The organism is Agromyces sp. MMS24-K17 (genome assembly GCF_043950245.1).
Taxonomy (GTDB): domain Bacteria; phylum Actinomycetota; class Actinomycetes; order Actinomycetales; family Microbacteriaceae; genus Agromyces.
This window is the reverse complement of sequence record NZ_CP171640.1, coordinates 3113265-3137476: the sequence shown is the minus strand read 5'-3', so window position 1 is coordinate 3137476 and position 24212 is coordinate 3113265. Positions and strand designations below refer to the sequence as shown.

General features: G+C 73.8%; 21 protein-coding genes. 15 read left to right on the top strand and 6 right to left on the bottom strand.

Translation table 11 applies throughout. The features are described from left to right. Window positions 1–22: 22 nt before the first annotated feature. Complete coding sequence (locus ACGGZK_RS14345) at window positions 23–1075, top strand: quinone-dependent dihydroorotate dehydrogenase (protein WP_395243309.1); 1053 nt, start codon at window positions 23–25, stop codon at window positions 1073–1075. A gap of 53 nt (window positions 1076–1128) precedes the next feature. Here the strand turns inward: ACGGZK_RS14345 and ACGGZK_RS14340 are convergent, their stop codons facing one another. Continuing rightward, entirely contained in the window at window positions 1129–2229 is a 1101-nt protein-coding gene (locus ACGGZK_RS14340) for an App1 family protein (RefSeq protein WP_395243308.1), read from the bottom strand. A 118-nt stretch (window positions 2230–2347) separates the two neighbouring features. On the opposite strand from ACGGZK_RS14340, the gene ACGGZK_RS14335 reads away from it, so the two are divergent. The 5 genes from ACGGZK_RS14335 to ACGGZK_RS14315 all read left to right on the top strand — a co-directional run bounded on the left by ACGGZK_RS14335 (window position 2348) and on the right by ACGGZK_RS14315 (window position 6274). Next, on the top strand, window positions 2348–3007 hold the full coding sequence (locus ACGGZK_RS14335; protein ID WP_395243307.1) for a TetR family transcriptional regulator: 660 nt from the start codon (window positions 2348–2350) through the stop codon (window positions 3005–3007). A gap of 86 nt (window positions 3008–3093) precedes the next feature. Beyond that, the gene (locus tag ACGGZK_RS14330) at window positions 3094–3906 is read left to right on the top strand and encodes an ABC transporter ATP-binding protein (protein ID WP_395243306.1); all 813 of its coding nucleotides are present in this window, start codon (window positions 3094–3096) and stop codon (window positions 3904–3906) included. After that, entirely contained in the window at window positions 3903–4592 is a 690-nt protein-coding gene (locus ACGGZK_RS14325) for an ABC transporter permease (RefSeq protein WP_395243305.1), read from the top strand. Before ACGGZK_RS14330 ends, ACGGZK_RS14325 begins: the two co-directional genes overlap by 4 nt. Before the next feature lie 76 nt (window positions 4593–4668). Beyond that, entirely contained in the window at window positions 4669–5307 is a 639-nt protein-coding gene (locus tag ACGGZK_RS14320; RefSeq protein WP_395243304.1) for an ABC transporter permease, read from the top strand. Window positions 5308–5347: 40 nt separating this feature from the next. Continuing rightward, window positions 5348–6274: an ABC transporter substrate-binding protein gene (locus ACGGZK_RS14315; RefSeq protein ID WP_395243303.1), complete on the top strand. Its 927-nt coding sequence runs from the start codon at window positions 5348–5350 to the stop codon at window positions 6272–6274. Here the strand turns inward: ACGGZK_RS14315 and ACGGZK_RS14310 are convergent. The 3 genes from ACGGZK_RS14310 to ACGGZK_RS14300 are packed head-to-tail and all read right to left on the bottom strand — an operon-like array spanning window position 6210 to window position 8237. After that, window positions 6210–7019: a DedA family protein gene (locus ACGGZK_RS14310; protein WP_395243302.1), complete on the bottom strand. Its 810-nt coding sequence runs from the start codon at window positions 7017–7019 to the stop codon at window positions 6210–6212. The genes ACGGZK_RS14315 and ACGGZK_RS14310 overlap by 65 nt on opposite strands. After that, window positions 7016–7861 (bottom strand): M56 family metallopeptidase, encoded by an 846-nt coding sequence (locus tag ACGGZK_RS14305; protein WP_395243301.1) that lies wholly within the window; start codon window positions 7859–7861, stop codon window positions 7016–7018. The genes ACGGZK_RS14310 and ACGGZK_RS14305 overlap by 4 nt, the downstream gene beginning before the upstream one ends. A gap of 1 nt (window position 7862) precedes the next feature. Further along, complete coding sequence (locus ACGGZK_RS14300) at window positions 7863–8237, bottom strand: BlaI/MecI/CopY family transcriptional regulator (protein WP_395243300.1); 375 nt, start codon at window positions 8235–8237, stop codon at window positions 7863–7865. Window positions 8238–8335: 98 nt separating this feature from the next. Here ACGGZK_RS14300 and ACGGZK_RS14295 point away from each other — a divergent pair, with 98 nt between their 5' ends. The 9 genes from ACGGZK_RS14295 (at window position 8336) to holA (ending at window position 22789) form a co-directional block, all read left to right on the top strand. Beyond that, entirely contained in the window at window positions 8336–9748 is a 1413-nt protein-coding gene (locus ACGGZK_RS14295; protein WP_395243299.1) for a cytochrome ubiquinol oxidase subunit I, read from the top strand. A gap of 12 nt (window positions 9749–9760) precedes the next feature. Then, on the top strand, window positions 9761–10765 hold the full coding sequence (cydB, locus tag ACGGZK_RS14290) for a cytochrome d ubiquinol oxidase subunit II (RefSeq protein WP_395243298.1): 1005 nt from the start codon (window positions 9761–9763) through the stop codon (window positions 10763–10765). A 1-nt stretch (window position 10766) separates the two neighbouring features. After that, window positions 10767–12437, top strand: coding sequence for a thiol reductant ABC exporter subunit CydD (cydD, locus tag ACGGZK_RS14285; protein ID WP_395243297.1), 1671 nt, complete (start codon window positions 10767–10769; stop codon window positions 12435–12437). Continuing rightward, window positions 12430–14238, top strand: coding sequence for a thiol reductant ABC exporter subunit CydC (gene cydC / locus ACGGZK_RS14280; protein ID WP_395243296.1), 1809 nt, complete (start codon window positions 12430–12432; stop codon window positions 14236–14238). The genes cydD and cydC overlap by 8 nt, the downstream gene beginning before the upstream one ends. Window positions 14239–14242: 4 nt before the next feature. Beyond that, on the top strand, window positions 14243–15709 hold the full coding sequence (locus ACGGZK_RS14275) for an anthranilate synthase component I family protein (protein ID WP_395243295.1): 1467 nt from the start codon (window positions 14243–14245) through the stop codon (window positions 15707–15709). A 75-nt stretch (window positions 15710–15784) separates the two neighbouring features. Continuing rightward, complete coding sequence (gene leuS / locus ACGGZK_RS14270; protein ID WP_395243294.1) at window positions 15785–18361, top strand: leucine--tRNA ligase; 2577 nt, start codon at window positions 15785–15787, stop codon at window positions 18359–18361. 171 nt (window positions 18362–18532) lie between these two features. Beyond that, window positions 18533–19234: a helix-hairpin-helix domain-containing protein gene (locus ACGGZK_RS14265; RefSeq protein ID WP_395243293.1), complete on the top strand. Its 702-nt coding sequence runs from the start codon at window positions 18533–18535 to the stop codon at window positions 19232–19234. A gap of 1 nt (window position 19235) precedes the next feature. Continuing rightward, entirely contained in the window at window positions 19236–21725 is a 2490-nt protein-coding gene (locus ACGGZK_RS14260) for a ComEC/Rec2 family competence protein (RefSeq protein WP_395243292.1), read from the top strand. A gap of 47 nt (window positions 21726–21772) precedes the next feature. Beyond that, the gene (gene holA, locus ACGGZK_RS14255; protein ID WP_395243291.1) at window positions 21773–22789 is read left to right on the top strand and encodes a DNA polymerase III subunit delta; all 1017 of its coding nucleotides are present in this window, start codon (window positions 21773–21775) and stop codon (window positions 22787–22789) included. 128 nt (window positions 22790–22917) lie between these two features. On the opposite strand, the gene rpsT is transcribed toward holA, so the two are convergent. Together rpsT and ACGGZK_RS14245 are read right to left on the bottom strand one after the other, a co-directional pair. Continuing rightward, entirely contained in the window at window positions 22918–23178 is a 261-nt protein-coding gene (gene rpsT, locus ACGGZK_RS14250) for a 30S ribosomal protein S20 (RefSeq protein ID WP_395243290.1), read from the bottom strand. Between the two features lie 147 nt (window positions 23179–23325). Further along, window positions 23326–24153: an alpha/beta fold hydrolase gene (locus ACGGZK_RS14245; protein ID WP_395243289.1), complete on the bottom strand. Its 828-nt coding sequence runs from the start codon at window positions 24151–24153 to the stop codon at window positions 23326–23328. Between the last annotated feature and the right edge of the window lie 59 nt (window positions 24154–24212).

Sequence of the window (24212 nt, the reverse complement as noted above, 5' to 3'; positions counted from 1 at the left end):
CTCCGGTAGCCTGATCTCCGGTATGTACAGGCTCATCTTCTCCCTCGTCTTCTCGCGCATGGACCCGGAGTCGGCGCACCACTTCGCGTTCCGGTTCATCCGGCTGCTCCCGACGCTCGGCTTCGGCCGGATCGTCGAGCGCTTCACGCGCCCCGCGCCGGAGCTCGCGGTGGAGGCGCTGGGCCTGCGGTTCCCGTCGCCGTTCGGCGTCGCGGCCGGGTTCGACAAGGACGGCTTCGCGGTGCGCGGCCTCGGCAACCTCGGGTTCGGCCACGTCGAGGTGGGCACGATCACCGCGATCGCCCAGCCCGGCAACGAGCGCCCCCGGCTCTTCCGGCTCATCCCCGACCGGGCGCTGGTCAACCGGATGGGCTTCAACAACGGCGGGGCGGATGCCGCGGCCGGGCGCCTCTCGCGCCTCTCGCGCCGTTCGCACCGGCCGGTGCTGGGCGTCAACATCGGCAAGAGCCGGGTGACGCCGGTCGAGGAGGCCACGGCCGACTACGAGCGCAGCGCACGCGTGCTCGCGCGCTACGCCGACTACCTCGTCGTCAACGTCAGCTCGCCGAACACACCGGGCCTGCGCGGCCTGCAGGAGCTCGACTCGCTCGCGCCGCTGCTGCGGGCCGTGCGCGCGGCTGCCGGTGAGACGCCGCTCCTCGTGAAGATCGCCCCCGACCTCACCGACGACGAGGTGCGGCGCATCTGCGGGCTCGTCGTGGAGCTCGGCCTCGACGGCCTCATCGCGACGAACACGACGATCTCGCGCGAGGGGCTGAAGACGCCCGCGGCGAAGGTCGAGGCGATCGGGGCCGGCGGCCTGTCGGGCGCGCCGCTCGCGGCCCGCTCGCTCGAGGTGCTCCGGATCGTCCGCGAGGAGGTGCCCGCGGACCTGTGCGTCATCTCGGTCGGCGGCGTCGAGACGGCGGCGGACGTGCAGGACCGGCTGGACGCCGGTGCGACGCTCGTGCAGGGCTACTCGGCCTTCATCTACCGCGGTCCGTTCTGGGCGCGTGAGGTCAACCGCGGGCTGGCGTCGTTCGCCCGTTCGCGCTCGGAGGCGTTCGCAGGCTGATCGCGACCCCGGTCCGGTTGCGCGGCGCGGATCGCCGGCGGCCGGGGCGCGACTCAGTTGCGCGCCGGCTCGCCCGATCCGCTGCCGGTGCCGTCGGGGGAGAGGATGCCCGCATCGGCGAGCTGGTCGGCCAGGCTCGAGCCGTCGCTGGCCGACACCCACGGCACGCCCGGCTCGTGCCCGTCGCCCTTCGAACGACCGCCGGCGAGCACGGCCTCACCGGTCGACAGGCGCCGGATCGCGACCGCGGCGACCTGGCCGGGGTGCTCGGCGGCGAAGCGCGCGTAGTGGTCCTCGTCGTTCTGGCCGTCGTCGCCGATCATCAGCCAGCGGATGTCGGGGAACTCCTCGCCGAGCCGGCGCAGGTTCTCGTCCTTGTGCTCCCTGCCGCTGCGGAAGAACCGGTCGTGCGTCGGGCCCCAGTCGGTGAGCAGGAGCGGGCCGGCCGGGTAGAGGTTCCGCGAGAGGAAGCGGGTGAGCGTCGGCGCGACGTTCCAGGCGCCGGTCGACAGGTAGATGACGGGGGCGCCCGGGTGCTCGCGGGCGAGGCGCTCATAGAGCACCGCCATGCCGGGCGTCGGGATGCGGGCGTGCTCGTCGAGCACGAACGTGTTCCACGCGGCGACGAACGGGCGCGGCAGCGCCGTCACCATGACGGTGTCGTCGACGTCGGAGATGATGCCGAACCGCTGCTCGGGGGACACGATCGTGATGGGGGCCTCGACGGGCTCGGAGCCCTCGGCCCGGAGCGTCGCGGTGTGCCAGCCCGGAGCCAGCCGCACCGGGATCTTCGTGTCGACCACGCCGCCGCGGTCGGCGAGCACCTCGACCCGCTGGCCGCCGACCTCGATGGCCACGGGGACGCCGCCGACGGGCACGCTCACGAAGCTGCGCCAGCCGCGGATCGTCGTGGGCTCGGCCCGTCGACGCCGGGTCGAGGCATCCGTCGTGCGCGGCTTGGCGAGCAGGACGCGGCAGAACACGCGAACCCACTCGGTGGAGCCGTAGCCGGTGTAGGGGACGACGGTGGGCACCTGGCCGCGGCGTCGCGCCCAGCGCTCCCGCAGGTCGTGGATCCAGTCCTCGACGCGCGCGGCACCGTGCCGGCTCGTCCGCGTTCGGGGACCGGCCGGGTCGGGGATGTTCTCCGGCATCGTTCCAGTCTTTCACGCCCCGACCGCCGGGCACGCATCGGGCGATCGCCGCCCGCCGCGTGGTCGGGCCGGGCCCCGGGCGGCAGGTAGAGTGGTCCGGCAACATGAGGGAGGTTCCGTGCCGCACATCGACCTGATCCTCGGGGCCGAACACGGGCGCCGACGGAACGTCAGGACCGAGCCGACGCAGCGTCGCAGCACGCAGCGACTCGACGCGCTGCTCGACGCCGCGGCCGAGATCGTCGACGAGGTCGGCTTCGAGCGGCTGACGACGCAGATGGTCGCCGAGCGGTCGGCCGCGTCGATCGGAACGGTCTACCGGTACTTCCCCGACCGCGTCGCGATCCTGCACGCCCTGCGCGAGCGCTGCGTGGAGCGGTTCCGCGAGCGCGTCGCCGACGGGCTGGCCGCGGCATCCGTGACGACCTGGTGGGACGTCGTCGAGGTCGCGATCGACGCCTCCGCCGAGCTCTACCGCGAGGAGCCGGGCTTCACCGTCGTCCGCGCGGCGGACCGCGAGCCCGACGAGGCCGGCGAGGAGCCGGAGTTCGCGGCGCGCATGGCCCGGGTGATCGAGGCCGAGTTCGGCGAGATCGACGACATCGCCGAGGTCCGGTTCCGGCTCGGCGTCGCCATCGAACTCGCGGATGCCCTGATCAGCCGGGCGTTCGCCCGTGACGTCGAGGGCGACCCCCGCTACCTCGACGAGGCGAAGCGCGTCGTGCGCGACTACCTCGACGCGCACCTGCGGCGCGCCCTCCGAGCCAGCGCCGCGTAGTGTGACGCCCCGCGTTGCTGAGCGGGGCGAATGGTGTTTGGCTGAGAGCGCGGGTCGCGATCGCCGGCCCGCGGAAGCGAGACGCCATGATCGAGTTCCGCGGAGTGACCAAGCAGTTCCCCGACGGCACCGTCGCGGTGCAGGGCATCGACCTCCAGGTCCCGCCTCGGCGGACGACGGTCCTGGTCGGCTCCTCGGGTTCGGGCAAGACCACCCTGCTGCGCATGGTGAACCGCATGGTCGACCCGACCTCGGGCAGCGTGACCATCGACGGCACGGATGTCTCGACGATCGATCCCGTCAAGCTCCGCCGGTCCATCGGCTACGTGATGCAGAACTCCGGGCTGCTGCCGCACCGGAAGGTCGTCGACAACATCGCGACGGTTCCCGTGCTGCGCGGCGAACGCCGGGCGGACGCGCGCGCGAGGGCGCTCGAGCTCATGGAGACGGTCGGCCTCGACCGCTCGCTCGCCGAGAAGTACCCGGCTCAGCTGTCGGGCGGCCAGCAGCAGCGCGTCGGCGTGGCGCGGGGCCTGGCCGTCGACCCGAACATCCTGCTCATGGACGAGCCGTTCGGCGCCGTCGACCCGCTCGTGCGCACCGAGCTCCAGGACGAGCTGCTGCGCCTCCAGCGGGAGCTGGGCAAGACCGTGCTGTTCGTCACCCACGACATTGACGAGGCCTTCCGGCTCGGCGATCGCGTCGTGATCCTGCGGACCGGCGGCGAGGTCGTGCAGGTCGGCACGCCGGCGGAGATCCTCGCCGCCCCGGCGGACGACTTCGTCGCGGGATTCATCGGCGCCGAGCGCGGCACGCGGGCGCTGCGGGTCAGCGAGGTCGGCGGCCGCGAGGTGCTCGTGGACGAGGCCGGCCGGCCGGCCGGGGTGCTCGTCCGGTGACCTGGCTCTGGTCGAACCTCGATCGGGTGGGGGAACTCCTGCTCGTCCACATCGCGTTGTCGGTGCCTGCCATCATCCTGAGCTTCGTGCTGTCGATCCCGATCGCGTGGGCGGCCTGGCGGTATCGCTGGTCGCGCGCGCTGCTGCTCAGCGTGTGCGGCATCCTCTACGCGATCCCGTCGCTGCCGCTGCTCATCGCGCTTCCCGGCATCGTCGGCACGCCGGTGCGGTCGCCGCTGAACCTGGTCATCGCGCTCACCCTGTACGGGATCGCGCTCATGGTGCGGTCGGGTGCCGATGCGTTCGCCGACATCGACGGGGACGTGCGGCTGTCGGCGACGGCCGTCGGGTACTCCACGTGGGGGCGCTTCTGGGCCGTCGACCTGCCGCTCGCGGGGCCCGGGCTGCTGGCCGGCCTCCGCGTCGTGATCGTGAGCACCGTCAGCCTCGCGACGGTGGGGGCCGTGATCGGCGTGCCGAGCCTCGGCAGCCTGTTCACCGACGGGTTCCAGCGGAACATCACCGTGGAGATCTGGACGGGCGTGATCGTCACGGTCGCCCTCGCCGCCGCCCTCGACGGCGCGGCGGTGCTCGCCGGCCGGTGGCTGCTGCCGTGGACGCGCGTCGAGCGGACCCATGGGAGGCGCCGCCGGCCTCGCCCCGCCGCGGACGGAGTGCTCGCATGAACCCGTTCGTCGACGCACTGGCCTGGCTGTTCGACCCGGCGAACTGGGGGGCCCGAACGGGATCGGGGCGCGGCTCGTGTTCCACGTCGTGTTCAGCCTGCTCGTCGTGCTCGGCGCGACCCTCATCGCGCTTCCCGCGGGGGCCGTCGTCGGCCACACCGGCCGCGGACGGGAGGCGGCGGTGCTCGTCTCGGGCGCGCTGCGGGCGCTCCCGACGCTGGGCCTGCTCACGCTCTTCGCCCTCGCCCTCGGCGTCGTGGTGGGGGCGCCGTACCTCGCCCTGGTCGTCCTCGCGATCCCGTCCGTGCTCGCGGGGGCATACGCGGGGATCGGCGGCGTCGACCGCCGCGTGGTCGATGCCGCACGCGGTATGGGCATGACCGAGACCCAGCTGGTGCTCCGCGTCGAGGGCCCGCTCGGGCTGCCGACGATCATCGGCGGCATCCGCGCGGCCGTCCTCCAGGTCGTCGCGACCGCGACCCTCGCGGCGTACGTCGGCGCCGGCGGGCTCGGAACGTACATCTTCCTCGGCCTGAAGACCAGGGACTTCACGATCATGCTGGGCGCGTCGATCCTGATCATCGCGCTCGCACTCGTGCTCGACGGGGTGTTCGCACTCCTCCAGCGCCTCGTCGTGCCCGCCGGCGTCCGCGCCGCGCGGTCCACCGAACTCCGGGCCCGCCGCTCCCATCGGGCGCGCCCGGCCACGGGTTGAGCGCCGCCCCCGGCGCAGCCCACGATCGAAGGGAAACCAAATGTCCACAGCAACTCGCAGCCGCCGGCTCGTCGCGATCGCGACGGCGGTCGGCCTCGGGGTGGCGCTGGCCGGATGCGCCTCGAGCGACCCGCTCGAGACGGCGCCCGCCGGCGACGCCTCGGCCTCCGAGACCATCGTGATCGGGTCGCAGGCCTACTACTCCAACGTGATCATCGCGGAGATCTACGCGCAGGCCCTCGAGGCGAACGGCTACGAGGTCCAGCGCGACTTCGAGATCGGCCAGCGCGAGGTCTACCTGCCCGAGATCGAGGCCGGTGAGATCGACCTGTTCCCCGAGTACACGGGCAACCTCCTGCAGTACTACGTGCCCGATACGACCGCGACGACGAGCGACGACGTCTACGAGGAGCTCACCGGTGCGCTGCCGGACGGGCTCCGCGTGCTCGACCAGTCGCCGGCGACCGACCAGGACTCGTACAACGTGACCAAGGCGTTCTCCGACGAGTACGGGGTGACGAGCCTCGAGGACCTCGCCGGGGTGCCGGTGCCGCTCACGCTCGGCGGCAACGCGGAGCTCGAGACCCGTCCGTACGGCCCGCAGGGGCTGAAGGACACGTACGGCGTCGACGTCGGCTTCACGGCGATCGAGGACTCGGGCGGCGCGCTCACGGTGAAGGCCCTGGTCGACGACCAGGTGCAGCTCGTGAACATCTACAGCGCCGATCCGAACATCGCGGCGAACGACCTGGTGACGCTCGAGGACCCGAAGGGCCTGTTCCTCGCCTCGAACGTCGTGCCGCTCGCCAGCGACAAGGTCACCGACGAGATCGCCGACGTCATCAACACCGTGAGCGCCGCGCTCACCGCCGCCGACCTCGTCGCGCTGAACGACGAGAGCGTCAACGAGCAGCGCAACGCCGAGGACATCGCCGCGGACTGGCTGGCCGAGAAGGCCCTGTTCTAGGCCGTCGGCTCGCCCGTCGCGGGGGAGGGGTCGGATGCCTCGGCGTCCGGCCCCTCCGCCGTGTCGGGGGAGCGGTGTCGGCGGGAGCCGCGTCGGCGGCCGGGGCATCCGGTTCGAAATGGCGCGACTCGAGGCGCACGATGAGCTTCTTCACCAGCCAGACGCCCACCAGGAACACGACGATGATCCCGACGAACACGTAGCCGGCCCAGTGGAGTTCGCGGCTGAGCTCGCGGTAGCTGTCGGCGGCGAGCCATCCGACGGTGACGTAGGCGGTCGTCCAGACGAGGCATGCGGGCACCGTCCACGCCATGAACCGGCGGTAGCGCATCGTGCTCATGCCGACGACGAGCGGCACGATCGAGTGCAGCACCGGCAGGAACCGCGAGATGAATACCGCCGGTCCGCCGCGACGCTCGACGTAGCGCTGGGCGCGGGCCCAGTTCGCCTCGCCGATGCGTCGACCGAGCCGCGAGTGGACGAGGTGCGGTCCGAACCAGCGCCCGATCGCGAACCCGATCGACTCGCCGACGAGCGCGCCCACGATGACGGCGACCAGGAGGGCGACGTACTGGGCGACGTTCTCGATGCCGGTCGAGGCGACGATCACGATCGTGTCCCCGGGCACGACGAGCCCGATGAGGATCGACGTCTCGAGCATGATCGCGACGCCCGCGAGCACGGTGCGCAGCACCGGGTCGACCGACTGCACCGCGTCGAGGATCCAGTCGAGGGCGTCGTTCACGGGACGCGCACCCCGGGGTCGCCCAGGCGGGCGAGTCTGGCGTCGAGCATGTCGCGGTCGGGCGCCACGCCGCCGGAGTCGGCGTAGGCGCCGGGTTCCGCATCGGCGCCGAGCCGTTCGAGCGCACCGCGGAGCGGCACCTCGCCGATCTCGCGCCGGGCCGCGTCGTCGGCGAGCATCTCGGTGAGCTGCGTGACCGCGCGCTCCGCCCGGTTGGCGATCGGGAACCACGGCAGCGCGCTGTGCCAGGCGCGGAACGCGACGAGCACGACGTGGTGGAACTGGTCGAGGTGCGCGCGCTCGTGCGCGACGACGGCGGCGAGCTCGCGCTCGTCGAGGGCGGCGACGAGGCCCTCGGTGAGTACGGTGGCGGTGCGCACCCCGGGCACGCAGTACGCGAGGGGGACGGGGTGCGCGAGGATGCGGGTGCGCGGCGATCCCGGGAGCGGGTCGCCGAGCAGTGCGATGAGCTGGTGCTGGCGGCGTCGCTCGCGTTCGGCGCGGGCTGCGGTGAGGCCGAGGTTCAGCGCGAGGTGCACGGCGAGCGCGACCGCGAGCGTCAGGGCGGCGATGTGCGCCAGCCCGAAGTGCGGGGGCAGCGACCCGGTGAACACCAGGGGGAGCAGCTGCTCGGCGGCGGCGGTGAGCGACCCGGCCGGTGCGGCGCCGAACACGAGCAGGCTGCCGATCATCGAGAGGCCGCCGGCGAGGGCGATGCCCTGCCAGAGCGCCAGTGCCGCGCCGGGAACCGTCGCAGGCCAGGCCGCCCGCGCCAGCGCGAGCGGCACGGGCCAGGCGAGCGCCACAGCCAGGGCGCCCAGCAGGACGGCGACGGCGATCACGTCAGTGGTGGGCCAGATCGTCGAGGAGCCGTCGGAGGGTGGCGGCCTCCTGCGTGCTGACGGTGCCGACGAAGCGGGCGAGGGCGGCGTCGCGGTCGCTGGACCGGTCGAGGACCTCGTGCATGAGCTCGGCGGTGTGGTCCTCGCGGCTGAGGAGCGCGTGGTAGCGGTGGGGGCGCGCGTCGCGCGAGCGCGTGACGAAGCCCTTCCGCTCGAGGCGGGCGAGGACGGTGAGCACCGTCGTCGTCGCCGGCGCGCGGCCCTCGTCGCTGGCGAGCAGGGTGATGCGGTCGCGCACCTCGTTGGCGGTGAGGGCGGCGTCGCTCATCCAGAGCTGCTCCATGACCGAGCGCTCCAGGTCTCCGAGATTCGCCATGCATCAAGGGTACCCACTGGATCCGCTATGTTCTACGCTGTGTAGAAGATTCGCCCGGGCGGGCGACGCGGCTGCACCATCTCGTCGGAAGGATGCACGTGAACGACCTCCTCGATCCGCTGCTGCTCGCCAGGTGGCAGTTCGGCCTCACGACCGTCTACCACTTCCTCTTCGTGCCGATCACGATCGGCCTCGCGACCACGACGGCGATCTTCCAGACCGCCTGGTACCGCACCGGCAAGGCCGAGTACCTGCAGGTCACGAGGTTCCTCGGCAACATCTTCCTCATCAACTTCGCGATGGGCGTCGTCACCGGCATCGTGCAGGAGTTCCAGTTCGGCATGAACTGGTCGGAGTACTCCCGCTTCGTCGGCGACGTCTTCGGCGCCCCGCTCGCCCTCGAGGGCCTGCTCGCCTTCTTCTTCGAGGCGACGTTCATCGGGCTGTGGATCTTCGGCTGGGACAAGCTCCCGCGCGGCATCCACCTGGCGACGATCTGGTGCACCGCGATCGGCTCGATCGTCTCGGCGTACTTCATCATCGCCGCGAACGCCTTCATGCAGAACCCGGTGGGCTACGAGATCAACGACGTCAAGGAGCGCGCCGAACTCGTCGACATCGGCGCGGTGCTCACGAACCCGGTCGCCCTGGCCGCGTTCCCGCACACCATCGCCGCCTCCTTCATGGTGTCCTCCGGCCTGATCATCAGCGCCGCAGCCTGGCACCTGGCCCGCAACCAGCACCTCGAGTCCATGCGGCCGGCACTGAAGTTCGGGCTCTGGGGCATGGTGATCTCCGGCGCGCTCACCACGTTCTTCGGCGACCAGCTGAGCCTGGCGATGGTCGCCACGCAGCCCATGAAGATGGCCGCCGCCGAGGCGACGTACGACACGGTCTGCGGGGCCGACGCATCCTTCTCGCTGTTCACCCTCGGCACGCCCGACGGCTCCAGCGAGCTGTTCTCCATCCGCGTGCCCTACCTGCTCTCGCTGCTGTCGACGCACAGCCTCGACGGCTGCGTCGAGGGGATCAACGACCTGCAGGCCGAGTACACCGACCTCTACGGCCCCGGCGACTACTCGCCGATCATCTGGGTGACGTACTGGGCCTTCCGCTGGATGATCGGCCTCGGCCTCCTCCACGTGCTCGTCGCCGTCGTCGGCCTCTGGCTCACCCGCAAGGGCCGGTTGCCCCGCCAGCGCTGGATCTGGACGGTCGCGATCTGGAGCTTCCCGCTCTCGCTGCTCGCGATGACGGTCGGCTGGATCTTCACGGAGATGGGCCGGCAACCCTGGATCGTGTTCAGCCTGCTGCCGACCGAATCGGCGGTCTCGCCGAACGTGACCGGCCTGGAGGTGCTCATCTCGCTGGTGGTGTTCACCGTCATCTACGGCGCCCTCGCGGTCGTCGAGTTCGGGCTCATCATCAAGGCGATCCGCAACGGCCCGCCCGACGTCGGCGAACCCGACCCCGAGACGGGTCGCCACGAACCCGCAGCCACGGTCTACTAGGAGGAGGAAGACATGGATCTCGCAGTGCTCTGGTTCTGGATCGTCGCCTTCCTCTTCGTCGGCTACTTCGTGCTCGACGGGTTCGACTTCGGCGTCGGCATGTCGCTGCCCTTCCTCGGGAAGGACGACACCGACCGCCGGGTGCTGATCAACACGATCGGCCCCGTGTGGGACCTCAACGAGACGTGGGTCATCGTGGCCGGCGCCTCCCTGTTCGCGGCGTTCCCGGAGTGGTACGCGACGCTCTTCTCCGGGTTCTACCTGGCGCTGCTGCTGATCCTCGCGGCGCTGATCGCGCGCGGCGTCTCGTTCGAGTACCGCCACAAGAACCCGGATGCCGCGTGGAAGGCGCGGTTCGACTGGATGATCGTGATCGGCAGCGCGGTGCCCGCCCTGCTCTGGGGCGTCGCGTTCGCGAACATCGTGCAGGGCGTCCCGCTCGACGCGGACCACAACTACACGGGCACGCTGTTCGACCTGCTGAACCCGTACGCCCTGCTCGGCGGCCTGACCACGTTGCTGCTGTTCTTCACGCACGGCGTCGTCTTCGTGTCGCTGAAGACCGTCGGCGACCTGCGGGAGCGCGCCCGGCGGCTCGCGGCCCGGGCGGGCGTGGTGACCGTCGTCGTCGCCGCGACGTTCCTGCTCTGGACCGGGTTCGCCTTCGGTACCGCGTGGTTCTGGATCCTCGCCGCGGTCGCGGCCGTCGCGCTCATCGCCGGCTGGCTCGCGAACGCGCGCGGGTCGGAAGGCGTGGCGTTCACGTTCCTCGCCGTCACGATCGCGACCGCCGTGCTCGCGCTGTTCTCCGCGCTGTTCCCCGACGTCATGCCGGCCTCGAACGACCCGGCGAACAGCCTGACGATCGAGAACGCGTCGAGCAGCGAGTACACGCTGACGATCATGAGCTGGGTCGCGCTGATCTTCCTCCCGTTGGTGCTCGCCTACCAGGCGTGGACGTACTGGGTCTTCCGGAAGCGGGTCACCCGGGAATCCATCGAGGCGGCAGCGCACTGACGTGAAGCCGCTCGATCCCAGGCTCGTCCGTCGCACGCGGGGCGCCCGGCGGTTCCTCGCCGCCGGCGCCGCGCTGGCGGCCCTGCAGGCCGCCGCGACGGTCGCGTTCGCGTGGGCCCTCGCCTCCGTCGTCGTCGCCCTCGTCTCCGGTGCGGGCGCGGATGCCTCGGCGCTGCCGCTCGCGGTGCTCGTCTGTGCCGCGGTGCTCCGGGCACTGGCCGCGTGGGGCTGGGAATCGACGGGTTCCGCCGGCGCCCTGCGGGTGAAGTCCGAGCTCCGGGCCGACCTGCTCGCGGCGCTCGCCCGGAGACCCGCCGGCGTGCCGGGGTACCCGACGGCGCGGGTCGCGACGCTGCTCGGGTCGGGGCTCGACGCGCTCGACGACTACTTCGGCGGATACCTGCCGCAGCTCGCGCTGAGCGCGGTCGCGACGCCCGTGTTCCTCGTGGCCGCATGGATCGCCGACCCGCTGTCGGGACTCATCCTCACGATCGTGCTGCCGCTCGTGCCGGTGTTCATGGCGCTCATCGGCATGGCGACCGCCGCGGTGCAGCGCCGCCACTGGGATGGCCTCGGCGCCCTGTCGACGGCGTTCCTCGAGGTGCTCGGCGGGCTCTCGACGCTGATGCTGTTCGGGCGCGCGCGCCGCCAGTCGGCCCGGATCCGCGCGGCGACCGACGACCACCGCCGGCGGACGATGCGCGTCCTCGGCATCACCTTCCTCTCCGGCTTCACCCTCGAGCTCGCGGCGAGCCTGTCGGTGGCGCTCGTCGCGGTGACGGTCGGGCTCCGCCTCGTCGCGGGCGACGTGTCGCTGCTGCCCGGGCTCTTCGTGCTCGTGCTCGCGCCGGAGGTCTTCCTGCCGCTCCGCAACGTCGGCGCCGCGTTCCACGCGTCGGCCGCCGGCGTCGAGGCCTCGGCCGACGCGTTCGACCTGCTGGATGCCGCGGCCGAGCCCGTCCCCGGCGGCGCGCACGCGCCGGACGGCGCAGCCTCCGCCCCGGATGCCTCGGGCGGGACCCGCCGCATCCTCCCGGCCGACCTCGGCCTGAGCGTCGCCGACCTCGTCGTGCGCCGCGGCGATCGGCTCGTCGCCGACGGCCTGGCCATCCGGGTGCGACCGGGGGAGGTCGTCGCCCTCACGGGGCCGTCGGGCAGCGGGAAGTCGTCGGTGATCGCGGCGATCCTCGGGTTCGCCGAGTCCGAGGGCCGGGTCACGCTCGACGGCGCCTCGGGCGCGAGGGCGGTGCGCGCCCGGCTCGCGTGGGCCGGGCAGGCGCCCACGCTGCTCGCGGGCACGATCGCCGACAACGTGCGCCTCGGCGACGACGACCCGGACGCCGAGGACTGGCAGGTCGAACGCGCGCTCCGGCTCGCAGGCGTCGACCTCGACCCGGGCACCCTGCTGGGCCCGGGCGGGGGCGGGCTCTCCGGCGGGCAGGCGCAGCGGGTGGCGACGGCGCGCGCGATCCACCGGCTCCTCGTGCGCGACGCCGCGCTCCTCGTGCTCGACGAGCCGAGCTCGGCCCTCGACGACGCGCGCGAGGCGCACCTCGCCGCCTCCCTCCGGGAGCTCGCGGCCGACGGCCGCGCCGTGCTCGTCGCGACCCATCGGCCCGCCCTCGCCGCCGCGGCCGACCGGGTGATCGACCTGGAGGCCGTGCATGCCTGACCGCACCGACGACCGCACCGACGACCGAACGCGCGTCGTGCTCCGCTCGGCCGTGCCGCCCGTGCGGCGGCTGCTGCCGGCCGTGCTGCTCGGCGCGCTCTCCGGCATCTCGGCCGTCGCGCTGCTCGCGTGCTCGGCGTGGCTGATCGTGCGGGCCTCCGAGCAGCCGCCGGTGATGTACCTCACCGTCGCGGTCGTCGGCGTGCGGGCGTTCGCGCTCGGCCGGGCGACCTTCCGCTACCTCGAGCGCCTCGCCGGCCACGACGCGTCGTTCCGCCAGCTCGCCGCGATCCGGGCCGGGGTGTACGAGCGGGTGCTGCCGTTCGCCCCCGACGGGCTGGCAGCGACCCGTCGCGGTGACCTGCTGGCCCGGTTCGTCGGCGACGTCGACGACCTGCAGATGGTGACGCTCCGCGTCGTGCAGCCGCTCGCGAGTGCGGCGGTCGTGCTGGCGGCGGCCCTCGTCGGCGTGTGGCTGCTCGCGCCCGCCTCGGCGACGGCGCTCCTCGCGTGCCTGGTCGCCGGGATCGGCGCCGCCCTGCTGCTGCAGCGGTCGGCCGCCCGGCGTGCCGATCGCGAGCTCGCGCCGCTGCGCGGCCGCCTGCACGCCGCGGTCGTCGACCACGTGCAGTCGCTCGAGGTGCTCACCGCGTTCGACGCCGCCGAGGCGGATGCGGCGCGCATCGCCGAGCTCGGCGACCGGCTGGCCCGCACCGCGCGGCGCCGCTCGGTCGCCGCCGGCGGCGCGGCGGCCGTGATGGCCGCGGTCGGAGGCATCGCGGCTGCGGCGAGCGCAGCCGCGGCGACGCCGATGCTCGTCGACGGCCGGATCGACGGGCCCGTGTTCGCGGTGCTCGCGCTCGTGCCGCTCGCGATCGCCGAGGTCGCCGCCGTCCTCCCGCCCGCGGCTGCGGCGGCCCGCCTCGCGCGGGCGTCCGCCCGACGGGTGGCGGGTGCCGTGCCCGACCGGGTGCCGGCGGAGCTGCCCGACCAGGTGCCGAGCGGTCGGACCTCCGAACGGCCGGACACCGCGCCGGATGCGCCGGACGCCTCGAATGCGCCGGATGCGCCGGATGCGCCGGACGGCGAGCCCGCCGGGACCCCGCCGTCGATCCGCCTCCGAGGCGTGTCGGCCCGCTGGCCGGCCATCGGCGGCGACGAACCGGCGCGCGCGCTCGACGGCGTCGACCTCGACCTCGCACCGGGGGAGCGCGTGCTGCTCCGCGGTCCGTCGGGTGCCGGCAAGACGACGCTCGCGCACGTGCTCGTGCGGTTCCTCGCGTACTCGGGCTCGTACGAGCTCGACGGCGTCGAGGCATCCGACCTCGATCCGGAGGCCGTACGCCGGCAGGTCGGCCTCGTCGAGCAGCGACCGTGGATCTTCGACGAGGACCTCCGGCAGAACCTCCTGTTCGCCCGCGACACCGCGACCGACGACGACCTGCTGGCCGTGCTCGAGCGGGTCGGCCTCGGCGAGTGGACGCGGGAGCGCGGCGGGCTCGGCACCCGGCTCGGCGAGCGCGGTCGGCTCGTGTCGGGCGGGCAGGCGCAGCGGATCGCGCTGGCGCGCGCGATGCTCGCCGACTTCCCGGTGCTCGTGCTCGACGAGCCGACCGCGAACGTCGACCGTGCCCTGGGCGACGTGCTCCTGCGCGACCTGCTCGACGCGGCGGGGGAGCGCAGCGTGCTCCTCGTCTCGCACCTGCCGCCGCCCGCGGGCATCGACCGCGTGGTCGATCTCCGCGACGGCCGGATCGTCGCCGGCGGCGCCCTCGGCGCCGCCACGGGTGGCCTACGCTGACAGGATGCCCCGCCGCGTCCACGTCCGCGTCCTGCCGGAATGGCGGGATCCCGAGGCGGTGTTCCGGCGGTTCGGAGCGGATGCCCCGGTGGTGGCCTGGCTCGACGGCGGCCCGTCCGCGACGGCCGGCCGCAGCGTGCTCGTCGTCGGCGACGCCGAATCCCGGGTGCTCGTCTCCGCACCCGATGCCGGGGACCCCGACGACGTCCTGCGCGGGCTGCGTCGGGGGCTGAGCGATCTCGGAGCCGACGCGTCCGCGGACGAGGCGTCCGCGCCGGGCCCGGCCGCCGCCGCCCCCGCGGTGCTCGGCTGGATCGGCTGGTTCGGCTACGAGTGGGGCGCGGCCCGCCTCGGCGTGCCGGTCGCGCCGACGGATGCCCCGGGCGCCGCCTTCCTCCTCGCCGAGCGGGCGATCGTCTGGGAGCACGCGACCGGCGCCATGGCGCTGCACTGGCTCGACGGCCCGGCCGGCGAGGCGTGGGCGACGTCGATCGCCGCCGGGCTGGCGGTCCTCGTCGACGAGGAAGCGCCCGCGGCCGAGGCATCCGTGCAGCCCGAGGCATCCCTGCAGCCCGAGGCATCCGTGCCCCCCGACGCATCCGTGCCCGGTGCATCCGAGCCGCCCGCACCCCGGGTGCGCTGGCGCGACGACCCCGCCGCCTATCGGCGCAAGATCGAGGCGTGCCGTGCCGCGATCGTGCGCGGCGACGCCTACCAACTGTGCCTCACGAACCGGGTCGAGGTCGACGGCGAGGTCGACGCCGTCGCCGCGTACCTCCGGCTCCGGCGGAGCAGTCCCACGCACCACGGCGGATTCCTGCGCCTCGGCGGCGTCGCGCTGCTGTCGGCGTCGCCCGAGCAGTTCCTCGTCGTCGATCGCGACGGCACCGTCACCACGAAGCCCATGAAGGGCACGCGGCCGCGCGGCGCCGACCCCGCATCGGATGCCGCGCTCCGCGCCGAGCTCCTCGCCAGCGAGAAGGAGCGCGCCGAGAACCTCATGATCGTCGACCTCATGCGCAACGACCTCGGCCGCGTCGCCGAGCTCGGCACCGTCGCCGTGCCGGCGCTGCACGAGGTAGAGGAGTACGCCCACGTGCACCAGCTGGTGTCGACCGTGTCGGCCAGGCTGCGGCCGCCCCTCGACGCGCTCGACGCGGTCGCGGCGGCCTTCCCGGCAGGCTCGATGACGGGCGCGCCGAAGCTCAGCGCGATGCGGATCCTGCACGACCTGGAGGGCGGGCCGCGCGGCGTCTACTCCGGGGCGTTCGGATGCCTCGCCGTCGACGGCACCGCCGACCTCGCGATGACGATCCGCTCCGTCGTCGTCACCTCGCGCGGGGCGAGCATCGGCACCGGCGGCGGCATCACCGCGCTCAGCGAGGCCGATGCCGAGGTCGAGGAGACCCGGGTCAAGGCGCGCGCGCTCATCGACGCGGTCGTCGGGCGACGGGTGGCGCCGATCGAATAGGCTGGATGGGTGTGCGCACGCGCCCCCGGCGTGCGCGGATTCGCGATTCCGCACCTTCCGACGAATGAGAGTCACGTGACCAACGAGCACGACCCCGCCCAGCACGCCGACGCCGGCGTGTACGACTTCGCCGCCATCGAGGCGAAGTGGCTTCCGGTCTGGGAGGAGCAGGAGCTCTTCCGCGCTGGTCGCCCGGGTGACACTCGGCCCCGCAAGTACGTGCTCGACATGTTCCCCTACCCGTCGGGCGACCTGCACATGGGCCACGCGGAGGCGTTCGGGTTCGGCGACATCTCGGCCCGCTACTGGCGCCACCAGGGCTTCGACGTGCTGCACCCGATCGGCTGGGACTCGTTCGGGCTGCCCGCCGAGAACGCCGCCATCAAGCGCGGCGCCGACCCGCGCGAGTGGACCTACGCGAACATCGAGCAGCAGAAGAGCTCGTTCCGCCGCTACGCGCCGTCGTTCGACTGGTCGCGCGAGCTGCACACCTCCGACCCCGAGTACTACAAGTGGAACCAGTGGCTGTTCCTCAAGATGTACGAGAAGGGGATCGCGTACCGCAAGGACGGCAAGGTCAACTGGTGCCCCGTCGACCAGACGGTGCTCGCCAACGAGCAGGTCGTCGACGGGCACTGCGAGCGCTGCGGCGCGGTCGTCGTGAAGAAGGACCTCACGCAGTGGTACTTCCGGGTCACCGACTACGCCGACCGGCTCGTCGACGACCTGAACCAGCTCGAGGGGGCGTGGCCGCAGAAGGTGCTGTCGATGCAGCGCAACTGGATCGGCCGGTCGTCGGGCGCCGACGTCGACTTCGAGATCGAGGGCCGCGACGAGCGCGTCACGGTGTTCACCACCCGCCCCGACACGTTGTACGGCGCCACGTTCATGGTCGTGGCGGTCGACGCGCCGCTCGCGGCCGAGCTCGCCGACGGGGCATCCGAGGAGGTGCGCGCGCGCTTCGAGGAGTACCGCGCGACCGTCGGCGCCGAGACCGACATCGAGCGCCTCTCGACCGACCGCCCGAAGACGGGCGTGTTCCTCGAGCGCTACGCCGTCAACCCGCTGAACGGGGAGCGCCTGCCGATCTGGGCGAGCGACTACGTGCTGGCCGACTACGGCCACGGCGCGATCATGGCCGTGCCCGCGCACGACCAGCGCGACCTCGACTTCGCCCGCGCCTTCGACCTGCCCGTGCGCGTGGTCGTCGACGTGAACCAGCCGGTGACGGGGGTCATCCCCGTCATCCCGCTCGACGACGAGGGCAACCCGGTGCTGCCCGACGACCTGCCCCCGCTCGACCCGGCCTCGACGGGCGTCGCGCTGACCGGCGACGGCCGGCTCATCAACTCGGGCCCGCTCGACGGGCTGTCGAAGTCGCGCGCGATCCACCGCGCCATCGAGGTGCTCGGTGAGCGCGGCACCGGCCGCGCGGCGAAGAACTACCGCCTGCGCGACTGGCTGATCTCGCGCCAGCGGTTCTGGGGCACGCCGATCCCGATCATCCACTGCCCGGACTGCGGCCAGGTGCCCGTGCCCGAGGCCGACCTGCCCGTGCGCCTGCCCGACGCCGCCGGCCTCGACCTGGCGCCGAAGGGGTCGAGCCCGCTCGGCGCCGCCGAGGACTGGGTGAACGTGGCGTGCCCGAACTGCGGCGGGGCCGCCAAGCGCGACTCCGACACGATGGACACGTTCGTCGACAGCTCCTGGTACTACCTGCGCTACCTGAACGCGAACGACGACACGCAGGCCTTCGACCCGGCCGAGGCCGAGAAGTGGGCCCCGGTCGACCAGTACGTCGGCGGCGTCGAGCACGCGATCCTGCACCTCATGTACGCGCGCTTCGTGACGAAGGTGCTGTTCGACCTCGGCTACCTCGGCTTCACCGAGCCCTTCACCTCGCTGCTCAACCAGGGCATGGTGCTCATGGACGGCTCGAAGATGTCGAAGTCGAAGGGCAACCTCGTCGAGTTCGCGTCGGAGCTGAACCAGCACGGCACCGATGCGCTGCGCGTCACGCTCGCGTTCGCCGGCCCGCCGGAGGACGACATCGACTGGGCCGACGTCTCGCCGGTCGGGTCGGCCAAGTTCCTCGCGCGCGCCTGGCGCATCGCCGGCGAGGTCGCCTCGAGCCCCGAGGTCGACTGGAAGACGGGCGATGCGGCGCTGCGCCGCCTGTCGCACCGGCTGCTGGCGGATGCCCCGGGCCTGGCGGAGTCGTACAAGTTCAACGTCATCGTGGCGCGCCTCATGGAGCTCGTGAACGCGACGCGCAAGGCCATCGACTCGGGCCCCGGCGCAGCCGACGCGGCGGTGCGCGAGGCCGCCGAGGTGACGGCGATGATCCTCGACCTGTTCGCGCCCTACACCGCGGCGGACATGTGGGAGCGCCTCGGCTACGACTCGAGCGTGGCGCTCGTGCCGTGGCGGAAGGCCGACCGCGCCCTCCTCGTCGAGGAGCAGGTCACGGCGATCGTGCAGGTCGACGGCAAGGTGCGCGACCGCGTCGAGGTGTCGCCCAAGGTGACGCCCGAGGAGCTCGAGGCGCTCGCCCGCGCGTCGGCCGGCGTGATCCGCGCGATCGGCGACCGCGAGGTCGTGAACGTGATCGTGCGCGCGCCGCGACTCGTCAACATCGCGACGCGGGGCTGACGCCGGGAGCGGATGACCGGGGCTGGGTGGCCCGGACTCCTCGGTGACCCGGGCGACCGGGTGACCCGGTCGCGGCGAGCGCTCCTCCCCAACGACCTCCCGACGCGGGCCGGCCCTCCGGCCGGTGCGGGTGACGCGGAGTGCGACCGCGCCCGGCCCTAGCCTGCCCGCATGCCCGCACCCGCCGATCCCCTCGACGCCCTCGATCCGTCTGCGCGGCGGGCCGGCCCGCGGGCGCGGATCGCCGTCGGCGCGGCCGTCGTGCTGTTCGTCGCCGCGGTGGCGGTGGCGGCGCTCCTGTCGGCGGCGGCGGGCGGAGGCGGAGCGCAGGGGACGATCGGCGGCTCGTCGACCCTCACGGGCAGGGGCGGCGATGGCGGGGGCGACGCCGGGCCGGACGCCTCGAATGCCTCGGTTGAGTCGCCCGACGTGGGCGCGGCGCCGCTGCTCGTGCACGTGCTCGGCGCGGTCGTCGAGCCCGGCATCGTCGAGCTCGAGGCCGGGGCGCGCGTCGTCGACGCGATCGCAGCCGCCGGCGGGCCGACGGCCGATGCCGACCCGGCCGGGGTGAACCTCGCCCGTCCGGTCGTCGACGGCGAGCAGGTCGTCGTGCCGGTCGTCGGCGCGGTGCCCGCGCCTGCCGCGGGAGGCGGCGGCACGGGCGGCGGGGCGGCCGCCGACGGGCTGGTGCACCTCAACACCGCCGACCTCGCGGCGCTCGACACCCTGCCGCGGATCGGCCCGGCCATGGCGCAGCGGATCCTCGACTGGCGGGAGGCGAACGGCCCGTTCACGAGCGTCGACCAGCTGCGGGAGGTCGCCGGCATCGGCGACGCGACGTTCTCGGGGCTCGCCGGCCTCGTCGCACTCTGACGTGGACACGAGGACGGCGGCGCCGGCGGCGCGGCAGGCACAACCGGCGAGCCGTCGGGCCGACCTTCGGCTGCTCCTCCCGGCGGTCGCGGCGTGGGCGGCCGCGTGGTGGCTCGTCGCGATGTCCGTCGCGGGCCCCGCGGGCCTCGCTGGTCCTGGTTCGCCGGATGGCGGCACGATCATCGGCTGGTGGCCGCCGGTCGTGGCGTGCTGGGCGGCGTGCGCGGCCTGCGTCGCGGTCCTCCTGCTCGCGGTACGTCGGAGGGCGCGGAATCCGCGGTCGGAGCGAGCTGCAGCCGACCTGCCGGGATGGACCCGGGTCGCGCGGGCGGTGGTCGCCGTGGCGCTGCCGGCCCTGGCCGCGGCCGCCCTGGTGGCGCACTCGACCGCACTCGGGCTCGACGCCCGCGCGGGGTCGCCGCTCGCGGCGGCGGCCGGGCACCGGACCGTCGACGTCGTCGTCGAACTCGACCGGGCACCGCGGGCGCAGTCGTCGACGCTGCCGTGGGCGGTCGACGGGGCCGCCGGCCTTCGGATCGACGGTCACGTCGTGGCCGTCGGCGATGCGTCGGTCGACGGCATCCCCGTGACCGCGTCGATCCCCGCCGACGTCGGCGGCGCGCCGGCGTTCGGTTCGCGCGCCGCGTTCCGTGCGACCGTCAGCCCGCTCGAACCGGGGGAGCGGGCCGCGTTCCGACTGCGACCCGTCGGCGACGTCGAGGTCGGCGCCCCGCCGCCGTGGCTCGCGTGGGCGGCGGGGCTGCGGGCCGGGTTCGCCGCGGCGGCCGCCGGCCTGCCCGGCGACGGCGGCGCCCTCGTGCCGGGCCTCGCCATCGGCGACACCAGTGCCGTCGGCGCCGACCTGGATGCGGCGATGAAGGCCTCCTCGCTCAGCCACCTCACGGCCGTCTCGGGCGCGAACTGCGCGCTCGTCACCGCGGCCGCGTTCGGCCTCGCGGCACTGCTCGGGCTGCGGCGACGGTGGCGGATCCTGTTCGCGCTGGTCGCCCTCGCCGGGTTCACGGTGCTGGTCACCCCCGAGTCGAGCGTGATCCGTGCGGGGGCGATGGCCCTGGTCGTGCTCGTCGCCCGGGCTACCGGGCGACCGGGCGGTGGTGTCGCCGCCCTCGCCCTCGCCGTCGTCGCGCTGCTCGTCGCCGACCCGTGGCTCGCCCGCGACTACGGGTTCGCCCTCTCGGCGTGCGCCACGGCCGGGCTCATCCTCCTCGCAGGGCCGCTGTCGCGCGCGCTGACCCGCGTGATGCCGGGCCCCGTGGCGGCGGTGCTCGGCGTGCCGCTCGCGGCCCAGCTGGCGTGCCAGCCGGTGCTCATCCTGCTCGACCCCGCGATCGCCGCATACGGCGTGCCGGCGAACCTGCTCGCCGCCCCGGCCGCTCCCGTGGGGACGGTCGTCGGGCTGGTCGGATGCCTCGTGCTGCCGCTGCTGCCCCAGGTCGGGCTCGCCCTGCTGCAGGTGGCCTGGCTACCGGCGAGCTGGATCGCGCTCGTCGCCCACGGTGCGGCCGGGCTGCCGGCGGCGCGCCTGCCCTGGCCCGAGGAATCGACCGGCGCAGGCCTGCTCGTCGTGGTCACCGCGCTCGCGCTCTGGCTCCTGCTCGCCCGTCGCCGCCCGCGACCGGTCGTCGTGGCGATCACGGCCGTGCTGCTGGTCGCGGCGGCGAACCCGGTGGGAGCGGGGGTGGCGGCGCCGTGGCTGCGGGCCGGGGGCATCCCGCCCGACTGGATCCTCGCCGACTGCGACGTGGGGCAGGGCGATGCGGTGCTGCTCCGATCCGACGGCGCGACCGCCCTGGTTGACACCGGCCCGGATCCGGCCGCGCTCGCCCGGTGCCTCGACCTCCTGGGCGTCCGGCGCATCGACCTGCTGGTCCTCACCCACTGGGACCAGGACCACGTCGGCGGGGTGGACGCCGTCGTCGGCCGCGTCGACACGGTGCTGCACGGCCCGCCCGACGGCAACCGGTCCGCACGACCGCTCGGGCGGCTGGCCGCCGCGGGCGCGACCGCCGTCCTCGTCGAACGCGGCGTCGTCGGCCGGCTGGGGGCGGCCCGCTGGCGGGTGCTGTGGCCGATCGACGGCGAGCCGCCGGGCAACGACGCGAGCGTGGTGCTCGAGCTCGACGCGCCCGAGTACCGCGGCCTGTTCCTCGGCGACCTCGGCGAGGACGCGCAGGACCGGATGCTCGCGCGGAGCGATCCCGGCCGGGTCGACCTCGTCAAGGTCGCGCACCACGGGTCGGCCGACCAGAGCACGCGGCTCTACGAACGGGTGCGGGCGACGGTCGGCGTGATCGGGGTCGGCGTCGACAACGGGTACGGGCATCCGACGGCGTCGCTGCTCGAGGTGCTCGCCGGGATCGGTACGGCGGTCGTCCGATCCGACCGGTGCGGCACGGCCGTCCTGTCGGGCGGCGCCGACGGCTTCGACCTCTGGAGCGAACGGGCGTGCGACGTCGGCGGATCGCCCTAGGCTCCGAACGTAGAATCGGTGGGGCTGACGGCAGGCGGGAGACACGGGTGGCGGCACGATCGGGCGGAGCGACGAAGGCGAAGTCGGCGATCCCGCAGGTCGCGTGGAACGCGGTGCGTCCGGCCCCCGTCGTGCTCGTCTCGGGGCCCGAGGACGTGCTGGCCGATCGGGCGATCGGCATGCTCCGCGACGCGCTCCGCGCCGAGGACCCGGCGTTGGAGGTGAGTGACCTCGACGCCGCGGGCTACCCGCGCGGCGAACTGCTCACGCTCGCCAGCCCGTCGCTGTTCGGCGAGTCCCGGCTCATCCGCGTCTCCGGCGTCGAGCACGCGAGCGACGACTTCCTCCTCGATGCGCTCGCGTACCTCGAGATGCCCGCCGACGGCACGACGCTCGTGCTGCGGCACCGGAGCGGCGTGCGCGGCAAGAAGCTCCTCGATGCGATCCGCGCGGGCACGGGCGGCGGCATCGAGGTGCCGTGCGCCGAGCTCAAGCGCGACGCCGACAAGCAGGACTTCGCCCAGGCGGAGTTCCGCGCCGCGGGGCGTCGCATCGCCCCCGGTGCGCTGCGCGCGCTCGTCGCGGCGTTCAGCGACGACCTCGCCGAGCTGTCGGCGGCATGCCGGCAGCTCATCGCCGACGCCGCCGGCGACATCGACGAGCGCACGGTCGCGCGGTACTACGGCGGCCGCGTCGAGACCACGGCGTTCACGGTCGCCGATGCCGCGATCGCGGGTCGCCGCGGCGAGGCGCTCGTCGCCCTGCGTCACGCGCTCGACAGCGGCGCCGACCCGGTGCCGATCGTCGGCGCTTTCGCGATGAAGATCCGGACGATGGCGAAGGTGCACGGCGCGGGGCGCGGTGGGACCGCCGGCAGCCTCGGGCTCGCACCCTGGCAGGTCGACCGGGCCCGCCGCGACCTGGCCGGGTGGGATGACGAGGGCCTCGCCCGCGTCATCGAGGCACTGGCCGCGACGGACGCGGCGGTGAAGGGTGCGGAGCGCGACCCCGTGTTCGCTCTCGAGCGGCTCGTCGGGCTCATCGCCGCGCGCGGCCGGGCCTGAGCGGGAGCGCGCGGCCGAGCGGGAGCGCGCGGCGCCGGGCACCCGCGGAAACGCGGAAACGCCGCCGGGAACGCCGAAGGGCTCCGCACGTTCCCGTGCGGAGCCCTTCGTCAGTCAGTGCGCGGCGCTCAGAGCGCGGCGACCTGCTTCGCGATCGCCGACTTGCGGTTCGCGGCCTGGTTCTTGTGGATGACGCCCTTCGACGCAGCCTTGTCGAGCTTGCGGCCGGCGACCTGGACGGCGGCGGTGGCCTTGTCCTTGTCACCGGTGGCGATGGCCTCGCGAGCGGCGCGGACGGCGCTCTTGACCTCGCTCTTGACGGCCTTGTTGCGCTCCTGTGCCTTCAGGTTGGTCTTGATGCGCTTGATCTGCGACTTGATGTTTGCCACGTACGTGTCTTTCGTTCTTGTGCGGGTACCGGATGTGCCATGAACGGTAGAGGGGCCGCCACGGCGTCTCGTGCGGGGGTGGGACCCACACGCAAGCCAACAGGCAACGATACCAGTTCGCGCTACCGGGCACCACTCAGCCGGCGCTCAGGCGGTCCCGTCCGCCACGCCGATGGTCGTCGCACGCGCGGCACGCCGCTCGAGCTCGGCGACCGCGCCGAGGACCGCCGCGGTGAAGTGCTCGGGTCGGCCGAGGCTCACGAGGTGGGTCGCGCCCGGCACCACGACGAGTCGCGCGTCGCGCGCGGCGCGGAGCATCCGTCGCTCCTCGAGCCGGAAGTGGTCGTAGCGGCCGTTCACGAACCAGACCGGCACGTCGATCCGCTCGAGGGAGCGCTCGATGTCGAACCGGCCGACCGCGCCGATCGCGTCGGCCATCACGTCGAGCGCGACGCCGCCGGCGACGACGTCGGCGACGGCCTCGGGGGAGAGGAACAGCCGGGCCATCGCGTCGTTCAGGCCGCGACCGCGGTCGGGGAGCCGCCGGATCGCCGCGGCGAGCCGCTGGTAGCCGGCGACCGCGACGCCGCGCGGCCGCGTCGAGCACGACGCGGCCACGAGCCCGTCGAGGCGGCCCGGATGCGTCGCCGCGAACTCGATCGACAGGTAGCCGCCGAGGCTCAGCCCGACGAGGAGCCGCGGCACCCGGCGGTCGGCGGGCTCGTCGGCGCCCGGGTTCAGCGCGGCGTCGATCGCCGCGAACGCCGCGTCCACCGAGAACGGCTCCGCCATGCGGGCGCCGTGCGCCGGCAGGTCGAGCGGCAGCACCTCGATGCCGGCCGCCGAGAGCGGCGCGAGCTGGTTGCGCCACATCGTCGCCGAGGTGCGGATGCCGTGCAGCAGCACGACCCTGGCGCGAGGCATCCGCCCCGTCCCGATCGCGCCCGTCACGGGCGCCGCCTCCCCGGCCGTCACGCTCCCAGCGTACCGAGCCGGCGGGCTGGGCATCCGAGCCGGCGAAGCATGGGAGAATC